The following is a 24,031-nucleotide window of genomic DNA, read 5'->3' as shown; positions in this document are numbered from 1 at the left end:
GGGAAACTCCATGTACGAGGCCTATTATCCGCTGACCTATTACTTCTATCCGCTACTGGGGGACGCTGTGCATCAGCGTCTGCCCCAGGTCTTCGAGAGTCCGGTGGCCGCTGGGGTGGAAACCCTGCTCTATGTGCATATTCCGTACTGCCAGGACATGTGCCGGTTCTGTCCGTTTCATGTGCGAGTCGACAAGGACACTACCGTCTATGAGCGCTACACCAACGCCCTGTGCCAGGACATCCGCGCTGAGGCGGCCAGCGCGCGCGGCCGCTCCAGCAAACTGCGGGCCGTGTATTTCGGTGGCGGTTCGCCTTCTGTGCTGTCGCCCGAGCAACTGCAGCGGATTTTCAACGCTATCAGAGAGAGCTTCAGCCTCGACGCCGACGCCGAGATTTCCTTTGAAGGCGAGCCCAAGACCCTGGGCGATCCCTACCGGCTTGAGATTCTCAAGAACGAAGGCGTACAGCGCATCAGCTTCGGCTTGCAGACTTACGATCCGGAGTTGCGCAAGCACTTCAACATCGCCGCCACTCTGGACGATGTAGCCAATGTCCGTGAGCAAGGACGGCGATTCGGCTTCGATGAAATCAATGTCGACATGATGTACAACCTGCCGGGGCAGACCTTGGCTTCTCTGGATCGTGACCTGACACGACTGATCGACGACGGTTTTGACAGCATCGATTACTACAATCTGCACTACTTCGCGTTCCCGCCGAAGTTCAAGCGCCAGATGGAAGAGGGCAGCATTCCAGCCAAGCCTTCGGAGAAAATCATGCTCGCGCTGTTCGAGCAGTTGCGCCACCGCTTGGCCGAGGCTGGCTATGCCAATGTCGCCGACCAGATTTATACCCGTAAGGCAAAGGTCTGTGAGTACTTCCGCCTGCTCTGGGGCGGCGGCAATGGTGAACATCGTGCCGAGACGCTGGCCGTAGGCTCATCGGCCCGGGGTTATGTGGACGGCTTCAGCTACATGAAGCACAGCAACGTCAACAAGTATATGGACGCCATCGAGCAGGGGCTGCCGAGCATCGAGAAAAGCTCGGTAGCGCTGGATCGTCCAGAAAACCGTGGTGCGGTGATGTTTCCCAAGTTCCTGCGCCTGGACAAGGCCAACGAGCGTGCGTTGGCCACGGTCAACCCCGAGCTCATTGCCAATTGGATCGAACATGGCCTGCTCTCGGAGACTGCGGATGCGTTCGAGGTGTCCCAGCGTGGTCGTCTATGGACCAACAACATGACCACCGACTTGTTCGAAGCCACCCAGCGGCAGGTTGGCGGGCAGGTGCTGACGGTACTGGAGCACAAACCGGGTGCACGGACCGGCTCATTCTAAGGAAGGGATATCATGTCAGCACATCGTATTGGCGTTATTCATGCCTATCCCAGCCGGAGATTGCTGGATTGTCTGGGCGCCGCGGGTTATCGGGTAGTGTTGATCGGCAACGGACGGGCTCTGGCTGAACACCCGGCGGTCGAGGCTGTACTGCAGGTGCCGTTGTGGCCGACGGATGCTCTGTTCAGTGCCGCGGCCGAGTACCACGCGGCGCATCCTTTCAGTGCCCTGTTGCCTGTCAATGAGGGCACGGTAGTGGCGACCGCCCAGTTATCCGAGTATCTGGGCCTGCCGGGCATGTCGGTAGCCACGGCTGTCTGCAGTCGCAATAAGTACCTGGCCGCGTTGTTGTGGGAAACGCAGGGCGTACCGGTGCCGGCGACGCTGCCGTTGACCCTGGAAACCCCTTGGGAGCAGGTCTGCCAGCGGCTTGGGTCACGGGTGGTAGTCAAGCTCAGCGACTCGATGAACAGCCAGGGCGTGATTGCAGTCGGTGACGAACATCAGTATCGGCAAGCCCTTGCGACACTGCATGAGCTGATCAAGCAGACGACTGATGTAGATCCCCTCAAGGACCGTAATCGCTTTGCCTACGGTCATAGCAGTCTCCAGTTGATTGCCCAGAGCTTTTGTGAAGGACGGGAAGTCAGCGTCGATCTGTTGTTGCGGCCCGACGGTACGGATCAGGTTCTGGCGGTGTTGGAGAAAGAAGGCGGGCAAGGACCTTACTTTGCTGAATCGGCCTCTGTCTGGCCCACGTCGCTGGGAGCCGAGCAGGAGCATTCGATTGGTCAGCTTGCGGTGCGCGCTGCGCGGGCGCTAGGCCTGACCCAGGGTGCCGCCCACGTCGAAATCCGCTATCAGCATGGCGTGCCCCGGGTACTTGAAGCGGGGTTGCGCCCTGGGGGCGGCTTCACCGCGCAGACCATTGAGCTGTTGAGCGGAGTCGACGTGTATGCCGCTCAGGTTCGCCTGCTTCTGGAACAGATGCCATTGCCCGCAGCGGCGGGGGAGTATGGTGCGGTGTTGTTTGGCGGTGTAGTGATCGAAGCCAGCGGGACGTTGCTCGCTGTCGAAGGCATGCAGATCTTTGAGCAACTGGCGGAGTTGCGTGAGTTGGTGGTACTCGCCCGTCCCGGTGATTGGGTGCAGGCCATGCCGGACTCTGCTCAGCCCCACTACTGTTATTACCTTCTGGCGGGAGAGAGTCGTGAGGCACTGCTGGAGATTCACCAAGGTATTCAGCAGCAGGTTCGGTTGCAGGTTGTGGCGCAGGAGGTAGCTCATGACTGCTGAGCCGCTGGAGTTGGGCGTCAACTCGCACATTCTCGCCGCGGGCAAGCGGGTGTTGGAGTTGTTTGCCAGCGTCCAGGATGCGCCCGAGCAGTTCCCCCTATGGTCCGCAAGCGATTCGGTTGCCGCCCGAATCCAAGATCCAACCGCGATGCCCGAACACGGTCAGTCGCTGGACGATACCCTGGCGCAGGCCGTGGAGCTGATGCAGCAGGGTCTCTGCAACGTCAGCCACCCGTTGTACTTCGGTTATATTTCGCCGCGACCTCACCCTGCTGCGGTGCTGGGGGACTTCCTCGGCAGTGCGCTGAATCAGACCCCCGGGGCCTGGCGTGCAGGGCCATCGGCGACCATGGTCGAGGTCGAGGTGCTGCACGCCCTGCGTTCGCTGTTTGGCCTCGACCCGGTTGTCGGGCGTCTGCCCGGCGGGGTATTCACCGGGGGTGGTACGTTGGCCAATCTGATCGGGCTCAAGTTGGCCCGCGAGCAGATGCACCGCCAGCATCCGCAGACGCATCGGGCCGACGGCCCGGGGGCACGGATCTACATGTCCAGAGAGGGGCACTTCTCCATTGCCAAGGCCCTGGACGTGCTGGGTTTTGCCGCGGATGCGCTGGTGGAAATCGACACCGATGAGCAGGGCGCCTTGCTCCCGGAGCAACTGGAGCAGCGACTGGCCCATGACGTTGCGCTCGGCTACACGCCGATGTGCCTGATCGGCGTCCTGGGTACCACTGCAACCGGGGCGATTGATCCGTTGCGGCGCATCGGCGAGCTGGCTCGCCGCTACAACGCCTGGTTCCACATTGACGGTGCCGCCGGGCTGGCGCTGGCGGCGTTGCCCGAGGCCCGGCGTCACATGCAGGGATTGAACGATGCGGATTCCATCACCTTTGATCCTTGCAAGTGGATGTTCGCCTCCTTCGGCGTCGGGTGCCTGCTGGTGCGTAACGGCGAGATGCTGGGTAGCAGTTTCTGGGCCGGCGGACCTTACTGGGAGGAACGTGGTGAGCTCGACACTTTCAAGATGAACCTCTATGGCACTCGCCAATTTCGTTCATTGGGCGTGTGGTGCCTGCTGCAGCATCTGGGGCTGGAGGGTTATCGGCAGTTGCTGAGGAATATGACCGGCGCAACGGCGCACTTGCGGGCGCTGCTGAGCGCCGATCCAGCTTATTGCTTGATACCCGATCAGCAAATCATGCCGGTGGTCGCTTTTCGGCCTGTGACTGCCAATGCCGAAAGTGTGGCTCGTCTGGTTGTTCTTTGTCAGCAGCGAAACCTGGCTTACCCCAGCGTGCTGGAGTGGAAAGGCGAGGTTTATATCCGCGTTGCCATCAGTAACTATCAAACCTCCACGCTGGACATGGAACGGTTCAAGCGTGCCCTGGACGGGCTGGTGCACGAACTTGGCTTCTCGCTACCTAGGATCTTGTAATGAACAATTCCCACGAAAACTTACTAGTCATTGTGTTGGCGGCGTTGGTCGTCATCATCCTTTGCAGCCAGGTTGCCGGTAAAATCGCTCAGCGCTTTGGTCAACCCCTTGCTGTGGGTGAAATCACTGGCGGCATCGTTCTTGGTGCACTTCTGGGGGGACTGTGGCCGCAGGGCGGCGCGTATCTGCATGCCAACGCCGGACAGGTACTGACGGTCATGTCCCAGTTGGGCATCGTGCTGATGATGTTCCAGATCGGCATGGAGTTCGATTTCGAGCTGCTGCGCGAGCGTCGTCTCAAGCGGGCCCTGGGCTGGATCACCTTACTGGGCATTCCGATCCCTTATCTGACCGGGATGTTCTGCGCCTTCATCTATGCCCACTACTACCCGGTTCCTGATCTGTTGGGGTTGATGCTGATCTGCGGTATCTCCTTCTCCATCACCGCGCTGCCCATCCTTGGTCGCATTCTCCTGGAGCTGAAGATGGAAAACAGCGAGACAGGAGTGACCGCGATTGCCGCGGCTGGGATCAACGACCTGATCGGCTGGATTGCCCTGGGGGCGGTGGTGGTGTTCACCAGCGGTCAAGGCGCGGCGCAGACGCTGCTCAAACTGGCGGCTATTGCGCTGTTCCTGGTGGTGTTCTTCCGCTATGTGCGTCCTTGGCTGATCAAACGCCTGCAGGCTGATACTCAGCATGCCGCCGTGCTGAGCGATACGCACTTTGGCGCGATAATCGGCGGGGTGTTCGTGACCGCAGTCATTACCGCATGGTTGGGGGTGTTCGCCGTTGTTGGTGGCTTTCTGGTGGGCACCGCGTTGTATCAATGCAAAGCCTTGCTTGAGCAGTGGAACCTGCGGATGCGCCCTTTCGTGAACATCGTCCTGGTACCGATTTTCTTCTTCTACACCGGTATGAAAGTTGAAATTGGCTCCATGGTGACTGCTCAGGACATTCTTTGGTGCTTTGTGTGGGTCTTATGCGCTTGCTTGAGCAAGGGGCTCAGTTGCACCTTGGCCGCCAGGCTGGCGGGGTTCTCAATGACCGACTCCTTGAAAATCGGCACGCTGCTGAATACGCGTGCCCTCATGGAGCTAGTGGTGCTGAATATCGCCCACAGCCTTGGCTTGATGCCGCCCCAGCTGTTTTCAATTCTGGTCATCATGGCTCTGGTTTCAACGCTGATCACCTCGCCGTTGCTCAATGCCATCCAGAAGTACAGTGGTCGCTCGGCTTCAGTCCAGCCGGTGGGGCAGTATTCCTAGATCATCCAGGGATGAGGTCTTGCCGCGCCTCCGTTTCGACCTCGATTGCGGTGACTTCGGTATAGAAACGAGAAAGCCCCGAAATTCGGGGCTTTCACGGGTTCTTCAGGAGTCCGAGGTAATCTACGGAATCTCCTTAGGCTATGCGCGGTTCAGACGTTAAAGCGGAAGTGCATCACGTCGCCATCCTTGACGATGTATTCCTTGCCTTCCAGGCGCCATTTACCGGCTTCCTTGGCGCCCGCTTCACCCTTGTACTGAATGAAGTCGTTGTAGGCGATCACTTCGGCACGGATGAAGCCTTTTTCGAAGTCGGTGTGGATCACGCCAGCGGCTTGCGGTGCGGTGGCACCGACACGCACGGTCCAGGCACGGACTTCTTCGACACCGGCGGTGAAGTAGGTCTGCAGGTGAAGCATTTCATAGCCAGCGCGGATCACACGGTTCAGGCCAGGCTCTTCAAGGCCCAGGGCTTCGAGGAACATGTCTTTCTCTTCGCCGTCGTCCAGCTCGGCGATTTCCGCTTCGATCTTGTTGCAGACCGGAACCACTACGGCGCCTTCTTCTTCGGCGATGGCCTTGACCACGTCCAGGTGCGGGTTGTTCTCGAAACCGTCTTCGGCGACGTTGGCGATGTACATGACCGGTTTGGTGGTCAGCAGGTGGAAGCCTTTGATCACCAATTTTTCATCGGTGCTCATGTTCTTCATCAGGCTGCGCGCAGGTTTGCCTTCGGTGAAGTGAGCGATCAATTGCTCCAGCAGGCCTTTCTGGACCACTGCGTCCTTGTCGCCACCCTTGGCGTTGCGGGCGACTTTCTGCAGTTGCTTCTCGCAGCTGTCGAGGTCGGCAAAGATCAGTTCCAGGTCGATGATCTCGATGTCACGCTTCGGGTCGACGCTGTTGGAGACGTGAATCACGTTCTCGTCTTCAAAGCAGCGCACCACGTGGGCAATGGCGTCGGTTTCGCGGATGTTGGCCAGGAACTTGTTGCCCAGGCCTTCACCTTTGGAGGCACCGGCCACGAGGCCCGCGATGTCGACGAACTCCATGGTGGTCGGCAGGATGCGCTTGGGGTTGACGATGGCCGCCAGTGCGTCCAGGCGCGAATCCGGCATCGGCACGATACCGCTGTTCGGCTCGATGGTGCAGAAGGGGAAGTTCTCAGCCGCGATACCGGATTTGGTCAGGGCGTTGAACAGGGTGGACTTGCCGACGTTAGGCAGGCCGACGATGCCGCAATTGAATCCCATGGTGTTTCCCCTCGGTAAGAGTCAGGCCTTCTGGCTGTGCAGGTTTTTCATCGCGCGGTTCCATTCACCGGCGAGGATATCCGGCAGCACGCCGAGGGCAAAGTCGATGCTGGCATCGAGTTTTTCCTGTTCGGCGCGAGGCGCGCGACCCAGGACAAAATTTGAAACCATGCTGGCTACGCCCGGGTGGCCGATGCCAAGCCGCAGGCGGTAAAAGGTATTCTGATTACCCAGCTGCGCGATGATGTCGCGCAACCCATTGTGACCGCCATGGCCGCCGCCCTGCTTGAGCTTGGCAACGCCCGGAGGCAGATCGAGTTCGTCGTGGGCCACCAGGATTTCTTCAGGCTTTATGCGGAAGAAACCGGCCAATGCCGCCACGGCCTGGCCGCTGCGGTTCATGTAGGTGGTGGGAATCAACAGGCGAACATCCTGACCTTGATGCGAGAAACGTCCGGTCAGGCCGAAATACTTGCGATCGGCCGCCAGGCTGACGCCTTGTGCGTGCGCGATGCGCTCAACAAAAAGGGCCCCTGCGTTATGCCGGGTCTGTTCGTATTCGGTGCCTGGATTTCCCAGGCCAACGATCAGTTTGATGGCAGTCACGATAGGGGCCCTTCCTGGAGTGTGGATAACGTCGCGATCAGATGTAGCGACAGTGGACGAACAATGCGGATCTACCGTTAAGTAAACTTCGCGTTACCGCCCGCTGTCTCGCTACGTTCCAGTCCGCGATGTTTTCCGGTCACTCCGGCGACAGAGTGAAATTACTCTGCTGCGCCTTCTTCGGTAGCTTCTGGAGCAACACGTGGAGCGTGGACGTTGGCTACAGCCTTGTCATCACCGTGTGCCAGGGCAACGAACTCAACGCCTTTAGGGGCCTTGAGGTCAGACAGGTGAATGATCGTGCCGACTTCTGCGTCAGCCAGGTCGACTTCGATGAATTCAGGCAGGTCTTTCGGCAGGCAGGAAACTTCCAGCTCGGAAGTCACGTGCGAGATTTCGCCGCCTTTCTTGACCGGAGCAGCTTCGTTGATGAAGTGCACTGGAACGGTAGCGGTCAGTTTCTGGCCAGCCACGACGCGAATGAAGTCGGCGTGCATGATGAACTGCTTGGCCGGGTGACGCTGCATCGCTTTAACGATGACGTTCTGCTTCTTGCCATCAACGTTCAGCTCGATTACGTGGCTGAAAGCAGCCTCGTCTTCGAACAGCTTGGCCACTTCTTTGGCCAGCATGGTGATGGACTCAGGGGCCTTGTCACCACCGTATACAACGGCAGGAACCTGGCTGGCGAGACGACGCAGGCGGCGGCTCGCACCTTTCCCCAGGTCGGTACGCGCTTGGGCGTTCAGGATGAAATCAGTCATTTTGTATCTCCAAAATAGCCATTCCGGGTGACGTCTGCGACCGACGTCAAAGCGGATGGGCAAAAAAGCCCCGCCCCAACATGAGTGTTGGGGCGGGGCGCTTTTCGTCAACGGGATGTCATGTAAGGGCAGGGCCCTTAGCGGAACATCGCGCTGATCGATTCTTCATTGCTGATGCGGCGAACCGCTTCTGCAACCACCGGTGCGATATCCAGTTGACGGATACGTACACAGGCTTGTGCGGCAGCGGACAGCGGAATGGTGTTGGTCACCACCAGCTCGTCCAGCACGGAATTTTCAATGTTCTCGATTGCCCGACCCGACAGCACAGGGTGTGTGCAGTAGGCAAAGACCTTGGCAGCACCATGCTCTTTCAGGGCCTTGGCCGCGTGGCACAGGGTGCCTGCGGTGTCGACCATGTCGTCAACCAGGATACAGGTGCGCCCCTCGACGTCGCCGATGATATGCATCACTTCGGAGTGATTGGCTTTCTCACGGCGTTTGTCGATGATACCCAGATCCACGCCCAGGGATTTGGCAACCGCCCGTGCACGCACGACGCCACCAATGTCCGGGGACACGATCATCAGGTTCTCGAAGCGCTGATCTTCAATGTCATCCACCAGGACCGGGGAGCCGTAGATGTTGTCCACGGGAATATCGAAGAAACCCTGGATCTGGTCAGCATGCAGGTCAACCGTGAGCACACGATCGATGCCGACGACGGTGAGCATGTCAGCCACGACTTTCGCGCTGATAGCCACACGCGCGGAACGCGGACGGCGATCCTGACGGGCATAACCAAAGTAGGGAATAACAGCAGTGATACGAGTAGCCGAGGAACGGCGGAAGGCATCAGCCATCACGACGAGTTCCATCAGGTTATCGTTGGTCGGAGCGCAAGTCGGCTGAATAATGAAGACGTCTTTACCGCGAACGTTTTCATTGATCTCGGCAGTGATTTCGCCGTCGGAGAACTTACCGACAGAAATGTCACCGAGAGGGATATGCAGCTGACGTACGACACGCCGAGCCAGATCGGGGTTGGCGTTCCCCGTAAAGACCATCATCTTGGACACGCGCAGTACCTGAAGGCTGAGGGTATACCTGGATGAGTATAGGAAAATGGCAGGGGCGGCTGGATTCGAACCAACGCATGGCAGGATCAAAACCTGCTGCCTTACCGCTTGGCGACGCCCCTGTATCTGTTGCTGCGAGTGCCCAGCACTCGATTCCTTTTAGAGCAGACTTTGCAGCTTGCGATGCAACATCGAAACGTTGCTTCCTTTCGCTACAAACCCTGTAAGGGTCTCTGTCAGAAGGGCCGAGACTTTATCAGCTTCAGCTTTGCTTGGGAAGCCCCCAAACACACAACTTCCAGTTCCGGTGAGTTTTGCTTCGGTAAATTTACCTAACAAATTCAATGCGTTACGAACATCTGGGTAACGCCTTGCTACCACCGGTAAGCAGTCATTTCGACTGTTTCCCTTGGGAACGGGGCGCACTTTAATGGGAGGAGAGTTACGTGTCAACAGTGGATCTGAAAAAATTTCTGCTGTACTTACAGAGACTTGCGGTACCAGCACCAGGTACCAGGGTTCTTCGGGCTCGACGGGCGTGAGTTTCTCCCCTACGCCTTCGGCAAAAGCCGCGTGGCCACGCACGAAAACCGGCACGTCAGCCCCTAGCGTCAGGCCCAGCGCCGCCAGGCGGTCGACGTCCCAATCGAGCTGCCACAGGTGATTGAGCCCGAGCAGGGTCGTTGCCGCATTCGAGCTGCCGCCACCGATACCGCCGCCCATGGGCAGGATTTTTTCGATCCAGATGTCGATGCCCAACGAACAACCGGATTGCTCCTGGATTTTTTTTGCAGCCTTGACGATCAGGTTGCTGTCGTGGGGAACGCCTTCGAACTCGGTGTGCAGGCGAATGACACCGTCCTCGCGTACTGCGAAGGTGATTTCATCGCCGTAGTCCAGGAACTGGAAGATCGTTTGCAGCTCGTGATATCCGTCCGGACGACGACCCAGGATGTGCAGCATCAGGTTGAGCTTGGCTGGGGAGGGCAGGGTCAGGCGGGCAGCAGTCATGTCATTGCCCCAGCTTGCGCGGCTGCCATTGCTTGATCACCAGCGTGACATCGAGGTCGCTGCCGTGCAGCTTGATCCGCTCGGGCAGCCAGTAGCCGTTCTGCTGGGCATAGCTGAGATATTCGATCTGCCAGTCGTCCTGTTCCAGGTTGGACAGGCGGCTGTCGGCGTCGAGGGTCAGGCGGCTTTTGCTGTCCGGCGCCGGCAGCCCGCGCACCCACCAGGTCAGGTGGGAAACCGGCAATTTCCAGCCCAACTGCTCTTCAAGCAGGGCTTCGGGCGTGGGGGCTTCGTAGCGGCCCTGGTTGGCGACTTCCAGCGAAACCTGCCCCGGTCGACCGGTCAAGCGCGCTGCGCCGCGTCCCAGCGGGCCGGACAGGCGGATGTCGTAGTAGTCCTGGCGCTGCAGCCAGAACAGTGTGCCGCTGCCCGAATCCTTCGGCGCGCGGATGCCGATCTTGCCGTCGATCTGCCAGCCATCGAGGCCGCTCAGCTGTGCCTTGTGTTCACGCCACTGGGCCGGATTTCCATGGCCCTGGACGGATTCGCGGGCGCCGAAGCCCGCACAGCCGGCGAGCAGGGCGATGAAGCTGAAAACGATGAAGTGGCGCAAAAACATGTCTTAAAGGGTCTCTGATCCGGTCAGGCGTTTGATGGTACCGCGCAGGATGGGGCTGTCGGGCTGGTCCTTGAGGAACTTGCTCCAGATCTGCCGGGCCTCACGCTGTTTTCCGGCGGTCCACAGGACCTCGCCCAGGTGAGCGGCGACTTCCTGATCGGGAAAGCGCTCCAGGGCCTGGCGCAGCAGGCGTTCGGCTTCGTCGAGGTTACCCAGGCGGAAATTCACCCAGCCGAGGCTGTCGAGCACCGCCGGGTCTTCCGGGTTGAGCTGGTGGGCCTGCTCGATCAGTACCTTGGCTTCGGCATAGCGGGTGGTGCGGTCCGACAGGGTATAGCCAAGGGCATTCAAGGCCATGGCGTTGTCGGGGTCGCGCTGGATGATCAGGCGCAGGTCTTTTTCCATCTGGGCCAGGTCGTTGCGTTTTTCCGCCAGCATGGCTCGGGTATACAACAGGTTCAGATCGTCCGGGTATTGCTTCAAGGCCTGTTGCAGCACGTTCCAGGCCTTGTCGCTCTGATTGTTGGCCGACAGCGTCTCGGCTTCGATCAGGTACAGCTGAATGCCGTAGTCCGGCTGGGCGTCGCGTTGTACGGCCAGGCGACTCTGGGCCTCGGCAGTCTTGCCATTGCCGATCAGGATATCGGCCTGGCGCAACTGTGCCGGCAGGTAGTCATTGCCCGGGCCGACCTGGGCATACTCGATCAGCGCGCTTTCCGGGTCGTTGCGTTCTTCGGCAATGCGCCCCAGGTTCAGGTGCGCCGAATCGACATGGCTTTCCCGGGCGATCAGGTCTTCCAGATAGCCCCTGGCCTCGTCCCAGGCCTTGGCTTCCAGGCAGACCAGTGCCAGGGAGTAACGCAATTCGTCGTCTTCGGGGTACTGCTGGACCAGGCTGGAGAACTCCACCTTGGCATCGTCCATGCGGTTGTTTTCCACCAGCATGCGGGCGTAGGTGAGGCGCAGGCGCTTGTCGTCCGGATACTTCCTGATGCTTTTTTCCAGCAACGGCAGTGCTTCGTCGCCGCGGTTCAAGCCTTGCAGCAGTCGAGCGCGCAGCAGGATCGGCGCCACCTCGCCGGCTTCCGGCGGGTTGTCTTCCAGCAGGGTGAGGGCGCCCTGGGCATCGCCATCCTGTTGCAGCAACAAGGCCTTGCCGAAAATCAACTGTCCGTTGTTCGGATGGCGTTCCAACAAGCGGTCGAAGCTCTTCATCAGGCCGCCGCGGGTTTCCTGGTCCGTATCGGCAGCCGATAGGGCAAGGAAGTCGAAATGGGTATCACCCTTGCCCTGCAGGACTTTCTCCATATAGGTCATGGAATCGTCGTAACGCCCGGCGCGGGCCAGTTGTACGGCGGCGGCGCGTTGCGCTTCGAGGTCGTCCGGGGCGTTGCGGGCCCAGATCAGCGCGGTATCCAGCGCGGCCTGGTCGGCCCCCAGGTATTCGGCGATGCGGAACGCCCGCTCTGAGATGCCCGGGTCCTGGGTATTGATGGCCTGGGTCACGTAGTTGTCCAGCGCAATGTCGAAGCGATTGCGCTGGCCTGCCAGTTCGGCGCTCAACAGGCTGAAGATGGTTTCTTCGCTGAACGAGCCGTAGACCTTGGGTTTTTCAGGTGCCTGCGTGCTGTCTTCGACCGGCGGCGTACCGTCCGTCGAAACGGGGGCCATGGATTGGCAGCCGCTGAGCAAGGCAAGAGCGAGGAGCAACGCGGAAGATCTATTCATATAGGAAGAGGACGACTAACCTGCGGTCGGATCATCATGACACAAGCCTTCGGTCAAACATAACCGCCCCGTCGATTTACGAAGCGAGGGAGGGCGATAGAGATGCAGTGGTTGTTCTGGATCTGGCGAAGTAGGACAATTGCCGGCTTCACGTCACCATCAGCGACCTTGAATGGCCTTCCTTGCACTTGGTATCAACCACAAGACTGCTTCAGTAGACGTCCGCGAGCGCGTGGCCTTTACGCCTGAGCAGCTGGTGGAGGCCCTGCAGCAGCTCTGCCGGCTTACAGAGAGCCGTGAGGCTGCGATCCTCTCTACCTGCAATCGCAGCGAACTCTATGTAGAACAGGATCATGTTTCGGTCGATGCCGTGCTGCGCTGGCTGGCCGAATATCACAACCTGAGCCTTGAAGAGCTACGCGCCAGTGCCTATGTGCATGAAGACGATGCGGCCGTTCGTCACATGATGCGCGTCGCCTCCGGGCTCGATTCGCTGGTGCTGGGCGAGCCGCAGATCCTCGGCCAGATGAAGTCGGCCTATGCCGTGGCCCGCGAAGCCGGTACGGTCGGCCCGCTGCTCGGGCGGCTGTTCCAGGCCACGTTCAATGCCGCCAAGCAGGTACGTACCGACACCGCCATTGGCGAGAACCCGGTGTCCGTGGCGTTTGCCGCCGTCAGCCTGGCAAAACAGATTTTCAGCGATCTGCAACGCAGCCAGGCGCTGCTGATCGGCGCCGGCGAGACGATCACCCTGGTTGCCCGCCATCTGCACGACCTGGGGGTCAAGCGCATTGTCGTCGCCAACCGGACCCTGGAGCGAGCCAGTACCCTGGCCGAACAGTTCGGCGCCCACGCGGTGCTGCTCTCGGATATCCCGGCCGAGTTGGTACACAGCGACATCGTCATCAGTTCCACCGCCAGCCAGTTGCCGATCCTGGGCAAGGGCGCGGTGGAAAGCGCCCTGAAGCTGCGCAAGCACAAGCCGATCTTCATGGTGGACATTGCCGTACCCCGGGACATCGAGCCGGAAGTCGGCGAGCTGGACGACGTGTACCTCTATAGCGTCGATGACCTGCACGAAGTGGTCGCCGAGAACCTCAAGAGCCGGCAGGGCGCGGCCCAGGCGGCGGAAGAAATGATCACCATCGGCGCCGAGGACTTCATGGTGCGCCTGCGCGAGCTGGCTGCGGTGGATGTGCTCAAGGCCTATCGTCAGCAGAGCGAGCGCTTGCGCGATGAAGAGCTGCAAAAGGCCCAGCGCCTGCTGGCCAACGGCGGCAGCGCCGAAGAGGTGCTGGTGCAACTGGCCCGTGGCCTGACCAATAAATTGCTCCACGCCCCCAGTGTCCAGCTCAAGAAACTGACTGCCGAGGGTCGCCTCGATGCACTGGCCATGGCCCAGGAACTCTTTGCCCTCGGTGAGGGTTCACCGGATAGCTTTTCGGATAAGAAATCGCAATGAAAGCGTCACTGCTCAATAAACTGGACACCCTCCAGGACCGCTTCGAAGAACTGACCGCCTTGCTGGGCGATGGCGAAGTCATTTCCGACCAGAACAAATTCCGCACCTATTCCAAGGAGTACGCGGAAGTCGAGCCGATTGTCGCCACCTATAAACAGTTGCTCAAAGTGCAGGACGACCTCGCCGGTGCCCAGGCGCTGCTCAAGGACAGCGACCCGGACCTGCGGGAAATGGCGGCATTGGAAGTGCGCGAGGCCAAGGAGCAGTTGGTCGAACTTGAAAGCAATCTGCAACGCATGCTGCTGCCCAAGGATCCTAACGACGGGCGGAACGTCTTTCTGGAAATCCGTGCCGGTACCGGCGGCGATGAGGCGGCGATCTTCTCCGGCGACCTGTTTCGCATGTACTCGCGCTACGCCGAGCGGCGTGGCTGGCGCGTGGAGATCCTGTCGGAAAACGAAGGGGAGCATGGCGGCTATAAGGAAGTCATCGCCAGGGTCGAAGGCGACAACGTCTACGGCAAGCTGAAGTTCGAATCAGGCGCCCACCGTGTACAGCGTGTGCCGGCCACCGAATCCCAGGGGCGCATTCATACCTCGGCCTGCACGGTGGCGGTATTGCCCGAGCCGGACGAACAGGAAGCCATCGAGATCAACCCGGCGGACCTGCGGATCGACACCTACCGTTCCTCCGGCGCGGGCGGACAGCATGTCAACAAGACCGACTCGGCGATCCGCATCACCCACTTGCCTTCGGGCATCGTGGTCGAGTGTCAGGAAGAGCGCTCCCAACACAAGAACCGGGCCCGCGCCATGGCCTGGTTGTCGGCCAAGCTCAATGACCAGCAGACCAGCGCCGCGGCCAGTGCCATCGCCAGCGAGCGCAAGTTGCTGGTGGGCTCGGGGGATCGTTCCGAGCGCATCCGCACCTACAACTTTGCCCAGGGCCGGGTCACCGATCACCGGGTCAACCTGACCTTGTATTCCCTGGATGAAATCCTGGCCGGCGGTGTCGATGCGGTGATCGAACCGCTGCTGGCCGAATATCAGGCCGATCAACTGGCCGCGATTGGCGAATAAAAGGTGAACACATGACCATCATCGCCAGTCTGCTACGTGCCGCCGAGTTGCCGGATTCACCCACGCCAAAACTGGATACCGAGTTACTGCTGGCGGCTGCGCTGGGCAAGTCCCGCAGCTTCCTGCACACCTGGCCCGAGCGGATCGTGCCAAGCGAGGCCGCCCTGCTGTTTTCCGAATATCTGCATCGGCGTCGCTCCGGTGAGCCGGTGGCCTATATCCTGGGGCAGCAGGGCTTCTGGAAGCTCGACCTGGAAGTCGCGCCCCATACCCTGATCCCGCGTCCGGACACTGAGTTGCTGGTGGAAACCGCGCTGGCCTTGTTGCCGGCCGCTGCGGCCAGGGTTCTGGATCTGGGCACCGGCAGCGGCGCGATTGCCCTGGCCCTGGCCAGCGAGCGTCAAGCCTGGAAGGTCACGGCGGTCGACCGGGTGCTGGAGGCCGTCGCCTTGGCCGAACGCAATCGCCAGCGCCTGGGCCTGGTCAACGTCACGGTGCTGAGCAGTCACTGGTTCATTGCTTTGGATGGCGAGCGTTTCGAGTTGATCATCAGCAACCCGCCTTATATTGCCGCCGCCGATCCGCACCTGGCCGAAGGCGACGTGCGTTTCGAACCTTCCAGTGCATTGGTCGCGGGCCAGGATGGGCTCGATGATCTGCGCGAAATCATCGCCCAGGCACCGGATCACCTGGCGCCGGGCGGCTGGTTGATGCTCGAGCACGGTTACGATCAGGCCGGTGCGGTGCGGGATCTGTTGCAAATCCAGGGTTTTTCCGAGGTCCACAGTCGCAAGGACCTGGGCGGCCATGAACGCATCAGCCTGGGGTGCCTGCCGTGCTGAACGATCAGGAGTTGTTGCGCTACAGTCGGCAGATACTGCTGCAACAGGTGGACATCGGCGGCCAGTTGCGCCTCAAACAGAGTCGTGCGTTGATCGTCGGTCTTGGTGGCCTCGGTGCGCCGGTGGCGCTCTATCTGGCCGCCGCGGGCGTTGGCGAGCTGCACCTGGCAGACTTCGACACGGTCGACCTGACCAACCTGCAACGCCAGATCATCCACGACACCGACAGCGTCGGCCTGAGCAAGGTCGATTCGGCCATGCGTCGCCTTGCGGCGATCAACCCCGAGGTTCGACTGGTGCCTCATCCGGCGGCCATGGACGAAGACAGCTTGGCCGTGGCTGTGGCGGCGGTGGATCTGGTGCTGGACTGTTCCGATAATTTCTCGACGCGCACGGCGGTCAACGCGGCGTGTGTCGCGGCGGGCAAGCCGCTGGTCAGCGGTGCGGCGATCCGTCTCGAGGGCCAGCTTTCGGTGTTCGATCCCCGTCGTCCCGAAAGCCCTTGCTATCACTGCCTCTACGGCCACGGCAGCGAGGCCGAGTTGACCTGCAGCGAAGCAGGGGTGCTTGGGCCGTTGGTGGGCTTGGTGGGCAGTCTGCAAGCCCTTGAAGCCTTGAAGCTGCTGGCCGGTTTTGGTGAGCCGTTGGTGGGGCGCCTGTTGTTGATCGATGCCTTGGGTACGCGGTTCCGCGAATTGCGGGTCAAGCGTGACCCGGCGTGCAGTGTCTGTGGTGACCCACATGAGTGAGGCGCCGGTCGGCGTGCTCGACTCGGGTGTCGGCGGATTGTCGGTGCTGGGGGAAATTCGTCGGCTGCTGCCGAACGAATCGCTGTTGTACGTCGCTGACTGCGGGCATATTCCCTACGGCGAGAAAACGCCGGAATACATCCGACAGCGCTGCGCGATCATTGCCGATTTTCTCCTCGGCCAGGGTGCCAAGGCGTTGGTGGTGGCTTGCAACACCGCGACGGTCGCTGCGGTGGCTGATTTGCGTCGCGACTTTCCCCACTGGCCTATCGTCGGCATGGAGCCGGCCGTCAAGCCGGCCGCCGCCGCTACCCGCAGTGGCATTGTCGGCGTACTGGCCACCACTGGTACTTTGCAGAGTGCCAAGTTCGCCGCCTTGCTCGACCGTTTCGCCACCGATGTACAGGTCATCACTCAACCGTGTCCCGGGCTGGTGGAGCTGATTGAGGCAGGTGACTTGCAGAGTCCGGCCTTGCATCAGTTGCTGAAACATTACGTTGATCCATTGCTGGCAGCCGGCTGCGATACGCTGATCCTGGGTTGCACGCACTATCCGTTCCTCAGACCGTTGCTCAAGCAAATGATCCCGGATCACATCAGCCTGATCGACACGGGCGCAGCCGTGGCTCGACAACTTCAGCGCCTGCTGGCCGAACGTGGGTTGTTGGCAGAGGGGCCGGCCAGCGAAACTCAATTCTGGAGTAGTGCTGATCCGACACATTTAAGAAATATCCTACCGACGCTATGGCATTCGTCTGGCCTTGTGCGAAGCTTCAATCTGTAAGCAAAATGTGAAAATTCCGTAAATGCTGCTGAACTTCTGTTCTAGCGCGGATTTCTATAGCTTTGCCTGTAACAAAAAACTAACTATGTTCGTCGGAAAAGGATGTTTCTAATGAAGCGCTTATTCTGCTTTGCCGCATTTGCGGCTGCATTGCTGGGGCACACCTACACCGCACAGGCTGCGGGTGTGGAGTTCGGGGTCGGCCAGACCAGCGACTCGACCATGACTTATCGTCTGGGGATGCAATTCGATTGGGACAAGAGTTGGTGGCAAAGCGACGTAGGTCGTCTGACCGGCTACTGGAGCGGTGCCTACACCTACTGGGAAGGGGATAAGACGTCCAGTAACCATAGCCTGTCGTTTTCGCCCGTCTTCGTGTATGAATTTTCCGGTGAGAACGTGAAACCTTACATCGAGGCCGGTGTGGGCGTTGCGCTGTTCGACAAGACCGAGGTGGAAGATAACAAGCTCGGTACCGCTTTCCAGTTCGAAGATCGCATCGGCTTCGGCCTGCGCTTCACTGGCGGACATGAAGTGGGCATTCGCGCCACTCACTATTCCAATGCGGGCATCAAGTCGACCAACGATGGCGTGGAAAGCTACGCCCTGCACTACACGATGCCGCTTTGATACTGATGGAGCCCGCTTGTAACGGCGGTGGGGCATTGGCTGTGATGATGACTGTACCACCGCTATCGCGAGCAGGCTCGCTCCCACATTAGTGTTTCGAGGTGGCTGTCAGATCGATGGTCCCTCCAACCCCTGCTCGCGATAGCAGAGGATCAGTTGGCGCTCGTGCTCTACCGATACGCCGTCGTGATCCCGCGGCGTTCCTCAATGCATTCCGGTGCTCCCATTTCGAACTCCCGACAGATCAGCGGGCGTTTTTCGTAGATGGTGCACTTCATGCTGTCGCGATCCAGCGCAGCGCACCAGCCGTCATCAAGGCGCAGCATGACTTCCCCACCCCAATCGTCCGTGGCGATGAAGCGTTGCGGGACGCCGGTATCGGTGATCAGCAGCACTTCCAGTTGGCAGCAGCACGCCGCGCACGTTGAGCACGTAACGGTCGGTGCAGTGAGGTCAGCGAGAGGGATGGTTTCCATGGCGCGCAGTGTAAGGCAACCGGGCCGCTCACGGTCGACCCTTGATCGGTGACCTGGCGCTTACCTGGCAAGGATCGATGTCCGCCTGTGCGGTCTGGCCCGGTGTTGGTAACGGCCACAGCGCGGTCAGGGCCGTGACAGGGAGGAGCACTTCATGGGGGCGTTCGACCAACTGACTCAGGATGTAGGCGGCCGCTTCGTCTGCCGACCCTGGTGTGGCCGGAAAGTCCGCCAGGCTCCCGAGCGCGTTATCGAAGTCCGGTCGAACGAGCGTTATGTCGATGTTTTCGGAGGCGCGAGCCGATTCGAACAGATAACGCATTGCCCCGTTGCCGCCCTCGGTGTGGGACGGTGACAGGGAGGTTGCCGGGCTGATGATTCCCACCAGCAGGGGCGCGGTGCCGGCACGCAGCAATGGCGAGGCTGTTTCGATGCAAAGGCTTGCGACCATCAGGTTGCTGCGCACAATGTGTTCGATGAGAGACGCGTCGGGGAGCTGACTGTTGACGTACTCGGTAGTGCCGGCGTTCAGGATCAGCGTGTCCAGGGCCCCCCACTGCTGAGCGATTCGATCAGTGATGTCGCGTACCGTCTGGCCGTCGGTCAAGTCGCCGGGCATCGTCAGTACGTGGCCCGGATAACGTGCCGAGAGCGCTTCGCAGGATTGAGCCGAGCTTGAACTGATGGCCAGGTTTGCCCCGGTTTCGAGTATTGCCTGGGCCAAGGAAGCGCCGACTCCGTTACCAGCGCCCGTCAGCCAATACCGTCGTGGTGGTCTCTGACCCATTCCATACTCCTTTTAGTCGGGGCGACACGCCGCGACAGGTAGGGGACGTCTACGGCAGGCAAAGTCCTTCTGCCTGGTCCGACTATATCTCGTCTGGCTGGGCGTGCATCCGGATAGCGATAGTTTCATGTTCGCTGATCGCCCGGCTTTTCAATCATGGCCTGTTGTCGCGTTGGCAGATTCCTGAAAGCCCCCAGCGCACGCTCCCTGGATTGGCTGAGATTGACGATTGGAGCCGGATAGTCCGCCCTGTTAAACAACCCGTCCAAAGGGTTATGGACCTGTTGCTCATCAAGATCGTTCAGCTCAGGTAACCAGCGTTTGATAAACAGGCCCTTACGATCGAATTTTTCAGATTGACTCAATGGGTTGAAGATGCGGAACCAGGGCGCCGCATCGGTGCCGGTGGAGGCGCTCCATTGCCAGCCACCGTTATTGGCGGCCAGGTCTCCGTCGATCAGGTGTTGCATGAAAAAGCGCTCGCCTTCGCGCCAGTCGATAAGCAGATTCTTGGTGAGAAACATCGCGACGACCATCCGTAAGCGGTTGTGCATCCATCCTGTTTCCAGCAACTGGCGCATGGCTGCATCGATAATCGGCAGACCGGTGCGTGCCTGCTTCCAGGCAGTCAGTTCTTCAGGCGCATTGCGCCAAGCCAGGGCTTCGGTTTCCGGGCGGAATGCGCGATGACGGGACACACGGGGAAAGCCCACCAGAATGTGTTTATAGAACTCGCGCCAGAGCAATTCATTGATCCAGGTCACAGCACCGACATTTCCGCTCTCGAATTCACCCTGGTTGGCTTGCAATGCTGCGTGCAGGCACTGGCGCGGCGAGACTACGCCAGCGACCAGGTAAGCTGAAAGCTGGCTGGTACCGGGCCTGGCCGGGAAGTCCCGTTCGCTCTGGTAGAAGTCCAGGTGTTGATCGACAAAGGTGTCGAGGCGTCGCCGGGCTTCGTTTTCACCGGCGGGCCAGAGGGCGCGCAGGGAATCGCCGGGAAGAGCAAAGCCTTCTACCTGAGTCGGCACCGGGTCGCTGTGGATATTGGTTGGTGCCTGCCGGGACGGTGCGCGGATCAGCTTCGGCAGCGAAAGGTGCAGGCGGCTGTAGCAGACTTTGCGAAACTGGCTGAACACTTGGAAATAACTGCCGGTCCGGGTCAGTACGCTGCCGGGCTTGAACAGCAACTGGTCGAGATAGCTGTGAAAGTCGATGCCGTTGGCTTTCAGGCATTGGGCTGCTTCGGCATCGCGCCGGGTTTCATTTACCCCGTATTCTTCGTTCACATGAACGGCATTGATGCTCAGTTCGCGGCACAGGGTGAGCAGTGCCGACGGCGCCTGATCCCAGTGCGGCGCGGGGCGGATCAGCAAGGGGATGTTCAGTTCGGCCAAGGCTGCGCTCAACGAAGCCAGATTGCGAAGCCAGAAATCGATCTTGCACGGTGCGTCATCGTGGACACGCCATTGCCCCGGGCTCGTCAGGTACACCGCCACACAAGGCCCCGCGGCGGCAGCTGCGGCCAGCGCGGTATTGTCGTTCAGGCGCAGGTCGCTGCGCAGCCAGATCAGTTGCATGGGGGTTCCATTTCAAAGGAGTGCTCTGTGACTCAGCTCGCGGTAAGCCGATAGCGGGTCTTCGGCCCAGATGATGTCTTTCATCGAGCCGCCGGCGGGTGATTTGGCGTGATGGATCGAGGCTGCGGTGCCGGCAATGATGATCGGGCAGTCGACTCCATTAAGCAGCCTGGGCAGTTGGGACAGGTTCATGGCGTGGCTGGAATACAGGAGTACGCCGCGGGCCTTGAGGCGTTCGACCGCCAAGGCCAGTTCGCCTGCCGGTATCGGCCCGTCGAAGACCTCCACCGGGCAATCGGCGCTGCTCGCCAGCCAGGCGGTGAGCCACAGGCCGGGTTCCAGGGGAACGTCCGAATGGTTGACCAGCAGCAACGGCGCGCCGCGGAGCTGACGGTTGTTGTGGTAGATCCGACTGCCGAATTTGCTGCGCAGCCAGGAGTACAGGAACACCCGTTCCAACTGTGCGCCGAACTGACCCTGCCAGCGCAATTGCAACTCCTCCAGCAAGGGCAACAGCAATTGTTCGCACACGGTCCAGGGTGGGTACAAGCCCATGGCCTGATTGACCACGTCGTCGACCTGGCGCTCGGCCAGTTGCGTCACAGCCAGGGTGAGGGCGTGACGCTGACTCTGCCAATCGCTGTCCAGTGGCTCGGTGCAGGGTTGTGGAGTATCGAGCAAGGGCTTGATCTTGCTGACCGTCACGCCCCGGTCGATCCAGGTGAGGATGCTCTGGATTCGCTGCACATGTTCGGCGTTGAACAACCGGTGTCCCTTGGGCGTGCGTAACGGCACGATCAGGCCGTAGCGGCGTTCCCAGGCCCGCAACGTCACGGCGTTGACACCGGTTCTCCGCGCCACTTCGCGTATGGGAAGCCAGCCGTCCGCCAGGGCCTGGGCGAAATCGGCGCCAAGGTCTTCACGAGCGCTGGAGTCGGTATCGCCTTTCATCAGATGGCGTTCCGCAAACTGAGATTTTCCGGGTGCGGTTGCAGGTAGACTTGCTGCGCCAGGTAGGGATCGGGATGTTGGCGAAGGTGATGTTTGAGCAGTGTCAGCGGCACTACCAGCGGTACGATGCCGAGGCGGTACTGGGCGATGAGATGCTGAACTTCCTGCTTGTCCTCGGCATCGATGGCGCGCTTGAGATAACCGCTCAGGTGCTGCAACACATTGGTATGGGTGCGACGGGTGGCGCATTTTTTCAGGGCGGCCATCAATGCGCTGAAGTATCGCGGGCCCAGCTCATTGGGGTCGGTCTTGCCCATGCTGCCCAACAGGTTGCCGAGGATCTTGTATTGCACAGGGTTGTGAGCCATCAGCAGGTACTTATAACGCGAGTGGAACTCGATCAGGTCTCGCCGGGTCAGGCCCTTGCGGCGTAGCGGCTGCCAGGCAGCGTAGGCGAATACCCGGGTCAGAAAATTCTCTCGCAGTACCGGATCGTTGAGGCGGCCGTCTTCTTCCACCGGCAGGTCCGGGTGGAGGTCGCAGAATGCCTGGGCGTAGACACCGCGTCCGCCACCTGGCTGTGACACGCCGTTATGGTCATAGACTTTGACCCGCTCCAGTCCGCATGACGGCGATTTCTGCATGAAGATGTAACCACAAATGTCATCGAGTTCCGCAGCCATTTGCCGAGCGTAATCGATCAAAGGGCGGGTCACGTTGAGGTCCTGTGTCACCGTACCGACCACATCGGGTTGCTCGGGATTACCCACCAACCGGATCGGTTCTCTCGGAATGCCCAGGCCGATGGCGACTTCCGGGCAGACCGGCACGAAATCAAAATGCTCCGCGAGGAGACGGCTGCACAGCTGCGATTGCTTGTGCCCGCCATTGAAGCGAACTTCTGCTCCCATCAGACAAGCACTGATGGCAATTTTCGGGCGGATGGCGGTTGAGTCGGGCATGGGGACCTCTGGTGTATAAACTTGTACATAATGTGTTTGTTTGTACAATTTTATTCATCATAGATCCACCGCGGTACAAGTCAACCCGGTTTGCATGACAGGAACGGCCGCTGGCGTTATTTACGGGCAGGCTGCCGTCTCGTTCGACAGCAGCGGGTAGCACGAAGGGGGCGCAATCTACTGGAGGCTGGCGTGCAAGCGTCGCGCGGCTTCCTGGCCGCTGAGCCAGGCGCCTTCGACCCGGCCGGACAGGCACCAGTCGCCACAGACGTACAGACCCAGATCTGCATCGGCCAAGGCACCCCATTCATGGTTGCCGGCAGGGCGGGCATAGAGCCAGCGATGGGCCACGCTGAAACTCGGGGCGGGCATGGCGCTGTGCAGCAGTTCGGCGAAGGCACCGTGCAGATGTTCGATCACCGCTTCCTTGGGCAGGTCGATGTGCTGCCGGCTCCAGTCGCTGGAGGCGTGCAATACCCAGGTATCGAGATCGCTGTCGCGTCCCGGTTTGCTGCGGTTGCGCGCCAGCCAGTCGAGGGGGCTGTCCTGCACGAAGCAGCCTTCCATGGGCGTATCCAGCGCTTGTTCGAAAGCCAGGGCAACGGCCCAGGTGGGGTCCATCTTCACCCCGGCAGCCACCCCGGCCAGTTTCGGGACGGCCGCCAGTAATGCGGTGGCCTGGGGCGCGGGCGTGGCGATGACAACCTGGCCGAAGGGGCCATGGGTGAAGCCTTCCGCGTCCTGCAAGTGCCAGTGTTCCTGGCCGCGATAGACCTCGGTGATCCGGCAGGAGAACTGCACATGCAATTTGCCGAGCAAGGCGCGGGTGATGGCACTCATGCGTGGGGTGCCGACCCAGCGGGTCTGTTCGTCCGGGGAGGGGGTCAGTTGTCCGTCCTGGAAGTTGTAGAGTTGCGGGTTCCACTCCGCGGCCCAGCCGTTGGCTTGCCAACGCTGGACTTCGGTGACGAAGCGGCGATCACGGGCGGTGAAATATTGCGCGCCCATGTCCAGTGTGCCAGCGTCGCTGCGTTTGCTGGACATGCGTCCGCCGCTGCCATGGCTTTTATCGAAGAGTTGAACGATATGCCCGGCCTCCGTCAGGGCCTGGGCGGCTGAGAGTCCGGCGATGCCGGTGCCGATGATTGCGATGGGTACAGTCATGAGGGCCTCGTTTACCTTTCTGTACAGACTACGCCGTCGTTTAAACCTGTACAATTCGGGTTCTTGGTATAAGTTTTACCGTTCGCGTTTGGACAGGTTGACCTATTGTTAAACACAGACCCTGTCCGATACGAAAAATCCCTGCTTATAAAAATAGACTAGTGGGC

The 24,031-nt window shown here is 60.2% G+C and carries 23 protein-coding genes and 1 tRNA gene; 10 read left to right on the top strand and 14 right to left on the bottom strand.

Features of this window, described 5'->3' with window-relative positions:
* Window positions 1-10: 10 nt before the first annotated feature.
* From AD665_RS09395 to AD665_RS09380, 4 genes are read left to right on the top strand one after another with little or no spacing between them, the layout of a single operon-like run.
* Window positions 11-1,339 (top strand): coproporphyrinogen-III oxidase family protein, encoded by a 1,329-nt coding sequence (locus AD665_RS09395; protein WP_053191835.1) that lies wholly within the window; start codon window positions 11-13, stop codon window positions 1,337-1,339.
* A gap of 12 nt (window positions 1,340-1,351) precedes the next feature.
* Window positions 1,352-2,635: an ATP-grasp domain-containing protein gene (locus AD665_RS09390; RefSeq protein ID WP_053191833.1), complete on the top strand. Its 1,284-nt coding sequence runs from the start codon at window positions 1,352-1,354 to the stop codon at window positions 2,633-2,635.
* Window positions 2,625-4,070, top strand: a complete 1,446-nt coding sequence (locus AD665_RS09385; protein ID WP_053191830.1) for a pyridoxal phosphate-dependent decarboxylase family protein — start codon at window positions 2,625-2,627, stop codon at window positions 4,068-4,070. The genes AD665_RS09390 and AD665_RS09385 overlap by 11 nt, the downstream gene beginning before the upstream one ends.
* The gene (locus AD665_RS09380; RefSeq protein WP_024778157.1) at window positions 4,070-5,338 is read left to right on the top strand and encodes a cation:proton antiporter; all 1,269 of its coding nucleotides are present in this window, start codon (window positions 4,070-4,072) and stop codon (window positions 5,336-5,338) included. The genes AD665_RS09385 and AD665_RS09380 overlap by 1 nt, the downstream gene beginning before the upstream one ends.
* A gap of 152 nt (window positions 5,339-5,490) precedes the next feature.
* On the opposite strand, the gene ychF is transcribed toward AD665_RS09380, so the two are convergent.
* From ychF to AD665_RS09340, 8 genes are all read right to left on the bottom strand, one after another.
* Window positions 5,491-6,591, bottom strand: a complete 1,101-nt coding sequence (ychF, locus tag AD665_RS09375; RefSeq protein ID WP_024778156.1) for a redox-regulated ATPase YchF — start codon at window positions 6,589-6,591, stop codon at window positions 5,491-5,493.
* Window positions 6,592-6,612: 21 nt separating this feature from the next.
* Window positions 6,613-7,197, bottom strand: coding sequence for an aminoacyl-tRNA hydrolase (gene pth, locus AD665_RS09370; RefSeq protein WP_024778155.1), 585 nt, complete (start codon window positions 7,195-7,197; stop codon window positions 6,613-6,615).
* Between the two features lie 161 nt (window positions 7,198-7,358).
* Window positions 7,359-7,961, bottom strand: coding sequence for a 50S ribosomal protein L25/general stress protein Ctc (locus AD665_RS09365; RefSeq protein WP_024778154.1), 603 nt, complete (start codon window positions 7,959-7,961; stop codon window positions 7,359-7,361).
* A 137-nt stretch (window positions 7,962-8,098) separates the two neighbouring features.
* Window positions 8,099-9,040: a ribose-phosphate pyrophosphokinase gene (locus AD665_RS09360; RefSeq protein WP_003205529.1), complete on the bottom strand. Its 942-nt coding sequence runs from the start codon at window positions 9,038-9,040 to the stop codon at window positions 8,099-8,101.
* 47 nt (window positions 9,041-9,087) lie between these two features.
* Window positions 9,088-9,162 (bottom strand) — tRNA-Gln (locus AD665_RS09355).
* Window positions 9,163-9,199: 37 nt separating this feature from the next.
* Window positions 9,200-10,051, bottom strand: a complete 852-nt coding sequence (gene ispE / locus AD665_RS09350) for a 4-(cytidine 5'-diphospho)-2-C-methyl-D-erythritol kinase (RefSeq protein WP_024778153.1) — start codon at window positions 10,049-10,051, stop codon at window positions 9,200-9,202.
* A 1-nt stretch (window position 10,052) separates the two neighbouring features.
* Window positions 10,053-10,670: a lipoprotein insertase outer membrane protein LolB gene (gene lolB, locus AD665_RS09345; RefSeq protein ID WP_024778152.1), complete on the bottom strand. Its 618-nt coding sequence runs from the start codon at window positions 10,668-10,670 to the stop codon at window positions 10,053-10,055.
* Window positions 10,671-10,673: 3 nt separating this feature from the next.
* Window positions 10,674-12,398 carry a tetratricopeptide repeat protein gene (locus AD665_RS09340; RefSeq protein WP_053191828.1) on the bottom strand — a complete coding sequence of 575 codons (1,725 nt, stop codon included), beginning with the start codon at window positions 12,396-12,398 and terminating at the stop codon, window positions 10,674-10,676.
* A 172-nt stretch (window positions 12,399-12,570) separates the two neighbouring features.
* Here AD665_RS09340 and hemA point away from each other — a divergent pair, with 172 nt between their 5' ends.
* The 6 genes from hemA to AD665_RS09310 all read left to right on the top strand — a co-directional run bounded on the left by hemA (window position 12,571) and on the right by AD665_RS09310 (window position 17,944).
* Window positions 12,571-13,860 (top strand): glutamyl-tRNA reductase, encoded by a 1,290-nt coding sequence (gene hemA, locus AD665_RS09335; protein WP_024778150.1) that lies wholly within the window; start codon window positions 12,571-12,573, stop codon window positions 13,858-13,860.
* Window positions 13,857-14,939 (top strand): peptide chain release factor 1, encoded by a 1,083-nt coding sequence (gene prfA / locus AD665_RS09330; protein ID WP_053191826.1) that lies wholly within the window; start codon window positions 13,857-13,859, stop codon window positions 14,937-14,939. Before hemA ends, prfA begins: the two co-directional genes overlap by 4 nt.
* An 11-nt stretch (window positions 14,940-14,950) precedes the next feature.
* Window positions 14,951-15,781 (top strand): peptide chain release factor N(5)-glutamine methyltransferase, encoded by an 831-nt coding sequence (prmC, locus tag AD665_RS09325; RefSeq protein WP_053191824.1) that lies wholly within the window; start codon window positions 14,951-14,953, stop codon window positions 15,779-15,781.
* Entirely contained in the window at window positions 15,775-16,530 is a 756-nt protein-coding gene (locus AD665_RS09320; protein ID WP_053191890.1) for a molybdopterin-synthase adenylyltransferase MoeB, read from the top strand. The genes prmC and AD665_RS09320 overlap by 7 nt, the downstream gene beginning before the upstream one ends.
* Window positions 16,523-17,314: a glutamate racemase gene (murI, locus tag AD665_RS09315; RefSeq protein ID WP_024778146.1), complete on the top strand. Its 792-nt coding sequence runs from the start codon at window positions 16,523-16,525 to the stop codon at window positions 17,312-17,314. The genes AD665_RS09320 and murI overlap by 8 nt, the downstream gene beginning before the upstream one ends.
* A 111-nt stretch (window positions 17,315-17,425) precedes the next feature.
* The gene (locus AD665_RS09310; RefSeq protein ID WP_024778145.1) at window positions 17,426-17,944 is read left to right on the top strand and encodes an acyloxyacyl hydrolase; all 519 of its coding nucleotides are present in this window, start codon (window positions 17,426-17,428) and stop codon (window positions 17,942-17,944) included.
* Between the two features lie 170 nt (window positions 17,945-18,114).
* On the opposite strand, the gene AD665_RS09305 is transcribed toward AD665_RS09310, so the two are convergent.
* From AD665_RS09305 to AD665_RS09280, 6 genes are all read right to left on the bottom strand, one after another.
* Window positions 18,115-18,420: a YkgJ family cysteine cluster protein gene (locus tag AD665_RS09305; protein WP_024778144.1), complete on the bottom strand. Its 306-nt coding sequence runs from the start codon at window positions 18,418-18,420 to the stop codon at window positions 18,115-18,117.
* A gap of 28 nt (window positions 18,421-18,448) precedes the next feature.
* Complete coding sequence (locus AD665_RS09300; protein WP_024778143.1) at window positions 18,449-19,207, bottom strand: SDR family NAD(P)-dependent oxidoreductase; 759 nt, start codon at window positions 19,205-19,207, stop codon at window positions 18,449-18,451.
* A 125-nt stretch (window positions 19,208-19,332) separates the two neighbouring features.
* Entirely contained in the window at window positions 19,333-20,787 is a 1,455-nt protein-coding gene (gene phrB, locus AD665_RS09295) for a deoxyribodipyrimidine photo-lyase (RefSeq protein WP_024778142.1), read from the bottom strand.
* A 12-nt stretch (window positions 20,788-20,799) separates the two neighbouring features.
* Window positions 20,800-21,738: a MerR family transcriptional regulator gene (locus AD665_RS09290; protein ID WP_024778141.1), complete on the bottom strand. Its 939-nt coding sequence runs from the start codon at window positions 21,736-21,738 to the stop codon at window positions 20,800-20,802.
* Window positions 21,738-22,700 carry a YbgA family protein gene (locus tag AD665_RS09285; RefSeq protein WP_024778140.1) on the bottom strand — a complete coding sequence of 321 codons (963 nt, stop codon included), beginning with the start codon at window positions 22,698-22,700 and terminating at the stop codon, window positions 21,738-21,740. Before AD665_RS09285 ends, AD665_RS09290 begins: the two co-directional genes overlap by 1 nt.
* A gap of 177 nt (window positions 22,701-22,877) precedes the next feature.
* Window positions 22,878-23,864, bottom strand: a complete 987-nt coding sequence (locus tag AD665_RS09280) for an NAD(P)/FAD-dependent oxidoreductase (RefSeq protein WP_024778139.1) — start codon at window positions 23,862-23,864, stop codon at window positions 22,878-22,880.
* Window positions 23,865-24,031 lie beyond the last annotated feature (167 nt).

The organism is Pseudomonas corrugata, from assembly GCF_001269905.1.
Taxonomy (GTDB): Bacteria; Pseudomonadota; Gammaproteobacteria; order Pseudomonadales; family Pseudomonadaceae; genus Aquipseudomonas; species Aquipseudomonas corrugata.
The sequence above is the reverse complement of the archived record's forward strand: the minus strand, read 5'-3'. Positions and strand labels throughout refer to the sequence as shown.